Source organism: Leuconostoc sp., assembly GCF_965300815.1.
In genome coordinates this window covers 1-5,787 of sequence record NZ_CBDKZH010000081.1, presented here as the reverse complement: position 1 = coordinate 5,787, position 5,787 = coordinate 1, and the positions used below count along the sequence as shown (strand labels likewise).

Below are 5,787 nucleotides of genomic sequence, written 5' to 3'. Positions count from 1 at the left end.
AGATTGTCTCTCAAATAAAATGACGGTTGCAATACCTACAACAATCACCAATAGCCATGGCCACAAAATAATTTTTTTCGTTTTTGTTGGTGATGCTTTTTTAGTAGTTTTCTTACTAACAGACACATGAGGCACTACTTTGACTGGTAGTTTTTTTGATGATGAAGACGCTTGCGAGGATGTACTCGAAGCAGATTGTGACGATGATGTTGATGAGCTGCCCGTTGATTCAGATGTCGCATTAGTTGAACTCGCTGATGACGACGCAGGCTCTTTATCCTCGCCAATTTTAGGAAGACTGCTCGTATCAAAAACCACACCATAACCATAATAGTGGTTGTAACGAATTGCTTGAATGTTGACGTTCATGTGACCATCCAAGCGCGTATCCAAATTGGTCGCTGTGAACTGGTACTGATAATAATCGGTATTGCCTTGCGTTGTCCTTGAAATTGCCGGCGTTTGACCATTAAAATCAGTCACAGATACAGGGAAAAGACCCAAATCATGTGTCGTTTTGATCGTCATAATGACCACATAATGATCCCCATCAATCGCAACCGTTGCAGGCTTTTGAAAGTATTGATCAGCCACCGATGTTTCTGTTGTGCCATCCTTGACGACCCTAAAAGGCACTGAATAAGTGTCTGCAGATACTGTTTGGGTAAGAGTCATGAATCCTAATAGTAAACTAACGCAAGTTAGCATAAACCATTGAAATCGTCGCATTAACGCAAAACCTTCTTAAGCCAAATACCCAAAGCCAAGACACCTGAAACTAACGCTGCCAAAAGTGGTGCAGTTGTCATCTCGTTAGTAGCTGTGTTAGTAGCTGCTGTGTTAGGCAATTTTGATGTACTTGATAATTGTGCTGTCAAGGGCACGTCGTTACCAGTGGCTTGGTTAGGCGACACATAATTGTTTGGCAGGTTACTTGGGTTGCTTGGGTTATCTGACATTGACCCCGATGGTATTCGTTCAAGATTTCCTAACTTTAGGTCAACCGGTTGCGTCTCAGTAAATGGCAACGTGCCAAGCATCGTCTCCACATGTATTGTTGACTTGAGTGTCTTACCCAATTCAGAAGTTGGTAAAACAATAACAACACTTTGTCCACTTTTCACCGCAGAAACACCGTCTATAACCCAGGTTTTAACCATGTTAATGGTTGCCATATCCTTAAACGTCAATGTAATTGTTGCCTGACCATCTTTAATGACGATATAGGCGGTTGGTGATACCATTGATGCCATCATTGAATCATCTGTTGTACCAGATTTGTACAATTTAGCTGTCGCCGTGTAAGTACCATTTTGCGAGTTTTTGGTAGCTTCTTGTTCTACTTTAGCTTTAGCTGCTTGTTTCGCTTTTTCTGCTGCTGCCTTATCTGCTGACGCTTTTTCAGCTGCTGCTTTCTCTGCTGCCGCTTTGTCCGCCGCTGCCTTGTCTGCCGCTGCTTTCTCTGCTGCTGCCTGCTCGGCGGCAACTTCATCTGGGTCACGTGCTACCAATTTCAAATCCGTTACAGTCAGGTCAACTGGTTGAGTTTCAGAAAACGGCATTGACCCAATCATTGTCTCTATGTGTATCTTGGATTGCAAAGTCTTACTCAGGTCCACCACAGGTATTGCAACAGTGAAAGTTTGCCCACTCTGCGTCGCTTCAACACCATCAATTGCCCACGATTTCACCATGTTGGCGTTACTCAATTCACCAAAAGTTAATGTAATAGTGGCCGTTTGATTTTTAATTGTCACATCTGCCTGACTATTAACCATACTACTCATCATTGAGGAAACAGCGGTTCCTGACTTATATAGGGTGGCGGTGGCGGTGTAAGTCCCGTTTTGGTAATTTGAGGTTGCTGCTGTTGTGACCGTTGTTACGCCAGTTGTGTCCGCTGCGACGGAAACGTCCCCGTTCAACAGCACCACTCCCGAAACGGCTATCGTTCCCGCTAACATTAAAACTTTATTTTTCTTCATCATATCCTCCAAATTACGATACTTATCACGCGATAAGCGTTCTTGTGCACAAAAAAAGCGCAGCTTGCACTACGCATCTTCTACCATAACTGAATTATATTACAATGGGCTCAGAAGTCAATAAGCTGACCAATATCTCTTTGATTAGCTAGGCCTGACTCGCACAAATCTTCGATTGCAAAAATTCACGTACTAATTATCCTTAACCATGGCTTGAATAACCATCCACACGCTAACGCTCGCATTCTCAGAATCATCGAACAATATGTCAAAATCAATAGTTAAAAAAACAATAATGTTGGCATAAACAACCTTTTAGCTCCCCTTCTGCTGTGTCGCCCACTGGATTATTGTACACTCAATTCCCCTTGATCGTACTGCGGTAGTTCGGTTAATCATATTCTTTAGGAAAACCATTATTTTCACCAATGACCAGCTGTGGTTAACCAGCGCGTCAATTGTTTTATTGTGAAGATGAGATATAGGTCCACCGTCACATAGACACTTTAATTTTCTTCATACTTTGAGTCCATGTGCCAATTTTAACCTCATTTTACGAGCGTTACCTCCACCAATAGAAGCTTTTTTCTCACTAAATTGGACTAAAACAAAATGCCCGTATATGAATACTTCGTAGAATCATCACTCAAAATTAATAAATACTTTCGACTGTGATCAGCCGTTAAAAACTTGTTACCGAAATGGTTATTAATGAACTGCCCTATTAATGATAGTAAAGCGAAAACACACGATTGACAATCATTGCGAAGATTTTTTCTAAGTCGTTGTGTTTAATTGGCGATGATATTTCACCTTATGAGACTAACTATGGCGAGTATGATAAACCATAAAAGCGCCAAAATTGTTGTCACCATAGTTGCTTTTGAAAACAATAATATCAAAAATACAAATAGCAGAAATGAAATAGGGCGCTGATGTCAAGATTGAGCTGTTTTCTGGTTTTTTGTAAGTTTTTCATGATCTAGTTTATAAAGCACATACCGAGCCTCCACATCAGTATGCGATAGCTTGTCGACACCATAATCATTTTTAAGCATATCTCGCATGGCATAATCCAGCTGTTGCTGTTCTCGTTGCCGCTGCTGAAGCGTTTGATGCGTTTCTTTTAGGTTTTGATAGTCTGCTTGGACGTCAGCCAATTGCGCTTTGACTTGTCCTAACGTTTGCTTGAGTTCTTCCGTCTCATGCTGGCTTTGCAAGGTGGCTTTCTTCATCGTGGCTAACACACTTTTAAAGCGATCTAAGTCATCAGGTTTAAGCACCGTCTTACCAAAGAGGTTTTTAGATAAGTCTTGTTTAAAGGTATCAATTTGTTTTTCGGCTAAGTCTACTTCCATTAAGGATTGATCTGTGATTTTAAGTACGGCCTGTTTCGCACGAATGTTGTCTTCAATATCGGCTAGTTCCGTTTTTAAGGCATTAAACTGATCATTGTATTTTTTGATTTCAGCGACATTCTCAAACGGTAAGGTTTTGTTATTTAAAATACCTTGTTCATAAAAGGGCAGCACTTTTTTTTAATGCTGATCTAGATCCTCATGAAAGGTTTGCAGATCGTGACGTGTGAGCACTTCTTTAGCGGATACTTTATAACGCGATTTTTTATCATCAAAAACCACCGGAACAAAGGCATAGTGCAAGTGAGGAGTTGTCTCGTCATAATGCACTACAGCGGCCACGGCATTTTCTTGGCCATAACGGTCATTCAGAAAATTAGTGGTTGCTTCAAAAAAGGCGCTCTGTTGCTCGTAGGGGGATTCTGTGAGTTCTTCAGGTAAAGTTGACTATCCACGTCGCTAACGCCTTCACATCGTCTCTTTTCATGCAATAAACGTCATTTAAACGCGCATTGAAGCGTGAAAGCATATCAGAACCATCCGCCATGAGATCTTGATTCAGATAGGATTTCGACACATCAATTTCTTTGTTCGTGTGATGGTCGGTTTTACGTTCAAAGTGAACCGCTAAACCAGGGACTGCGCCACGGGTATTTTTCTTTAAATGCGCCATCAAAAATGCCTCCTCGAAAAAGGTTTTCCAAGACCAGTATAACACCGTTAAAAATCTGGTATAGCCTGTTATACCAAAATGATATTTTGGACAGGCTCTGCGAGGCGTGTCATCGACAAGCGATGCCAGTAGCGTTTCCCCTTCCTACTGGGGAAACTGCTATTTTACAGCGCCTATTATCCGGCTTGTAAAACCTCCGGCGGGTCACGCCGTGACGGGGCAATTTATCATTGCAGGATCACCTTCAGTGAGAGCATGTCATGCAGAACGCTACCCGCGTGGGGCAAGCTGCTGTCAGCTTAACCACAAAAAAATAAATTGGGATAGTATCGGTATCTATCTCAACTTATTCTGAGTGCGTATATATTCCTCATCGTAATCATCTCAATCAAAAATTATGATCAATATTCAAGATAAGGAAATTTTAATTACAACTACAGCTATAGTTACACCTGTAGTTGTAGTTGTAATTAAAATATTTAACCAAAATAAATTTGATCTAACATAGTCTCACGACTAGCTTGATCTAGGCCAAGATAAGTAAGCGCCTGTTTTTTGCCTTATGTGGCCGAGGTCAGGGTCGTCGGAGCGTATTTCAGAAGCCGAAGGGTTCGCAAAATAGCATAACTGCTCAACTATACACATTCCAAAAAAAGTCCCCCACCCAGCAGCAAGTCACTCACCCATCACATCTTCCGCCAGACCTTCAGCATAATCAGCATCGCCACAATCGAGGCGACAGAAATCCCCAAAGTCAGCATCCAAGCATATGGCATCCCGGCTAACGGGAGTTTCACGTTCATCCCATAGAATCCGGTAATGATCGTTGGCACAGCCAGGGTCAGTGACCAAATTGTCAAAAATTTCATTGTATCGTTCAGGTTGTTATTAGCAAGGCTGTTGAAGGTATGATCGATTCGGTCAACGACTTGGGTTTCAATCTCAAACATCCGTTGGACCTGTTCTCCTTCAATGTGCACGTCTTCGAATAAATCAATTTTATCTTGGTCAGCACCGACACCAAAATGGGTCTTTGGCAAACGATCGAGTTCACTGAGATTGATTTGGACCGCGCTGGACAAAAAGGTCAACGTCTGTTGAAGATATGAAAGTGAAACCAAGTCACTGTTCTTCGTCTTCCGGTTCAACATTTTATCCAAATAGTTGCGTTTCTTGGTAATGGCGCGAGAAATTGGGATAAAGCTGTCAACAACTGTAAACAGTGTTTCCAGAATAAATGCATCGACGCTCTTAACCTCGGGATTATCCAATGCCGAGTAAAGTGCCGTGTTGACTTCAGGTATGTCGCTTTGATTAAACGTGAATAAAACGCCCTTATGGAGCAACATGCCAAATGGCTGGGTAATGTATCTCAGCGCATCTTTGTCGAGGGCATACGGCGCCAGAAAGATGAATAATTGGTCGTCCTCATTGATATCATAAACATAATTAGTACTTTCATCATTATCAGTGACGTACTCAATAATATCTTCATCGATGCCATACTGATCTTCGAGGGTTGCCCGTTCTTCGGCATTGATTTGAATCGTTTCAATCCATTTGGTTCCATTGATTGTCTTTTCGGGTTTGATCATTTAGTAATTCCCCTGTTAGTTATTGACCTCTATTCTAGACTAAAAGAAAAGAAGCTGCAGACAAATTTTTAAATTGTCAACGACTCCCAACTGCTAAACACTTTTATAAAGAATATAACGGAAACCTACTTATTTTTCATAAAGGTCTTTAAGAAGCTGTTTAGTATCTTTATTAG

At 41.4% G+C, this 5,787-nt stretch carries 3 protein-coding genes and 1 pseudogene; all 4 read right to left on the bottom strand.

What is annotated here, in order from left to right; translation table 11 throughout:
* A partial coding sequence (locus ACW12G_RS05900) for an NEAT domain-containing protein (RefSeq protein ID WP_455647495.1) occupies positions 1 to 675 on the bottom strand: 675 nt, incomplete at its 3' end.
* 53 nt (positions 676 to 728) lie between these two features.
* A complete protein-coding gene (locus ACW12G_RS05895; RefSeq protein ID WP_455647494.1) occupies positions 729 to 1,988 on the bottom strand; it encodes an NEAT domain-containing protein in 1,260 nt (419 codons plus the stop codon).
* Positions 1,989 to 2,926: 938 nt separating this feature from the next.
* A pseudogene (mobV, locus tag ACW12G_RS05890) lies at positions 2,927 to 4,016 on the bottom strand (MobV family relaxase); the annotation flags it as partial.
* 686 nt (positions 4,017 to 4,702) lie between these two features.
* A complete protein-coding gene (locus tag ACW12G_RS05885) occupies positions 4,703 to 5,611 on the bottom strand; it encodes a magnesium transporter CorA family protein (RefSeq protein WP_455647493.1) in 909 nt (302 codons plus the stop codon).
* Between the last annotated feature and the right edge of the window lie 176 nt (positions 5,612 to 5,787).

Coding starts and splice junctions, on each gene's coding strand:
- ACW12G_RS05895 (WP_455647494.1), bottom strand. CDS start 1,988: ATGATGAAGAAAAATAAAGTTTTAATGTTAGCGGGAACGATAGCCGTT.
- ACW12G_RS05885 (WP_455647493.1), bottom strand. CDS start 5,611: ATGATCAAACCCGAAAAGACAATCAATGGAACCAAATGGATTGAAACG.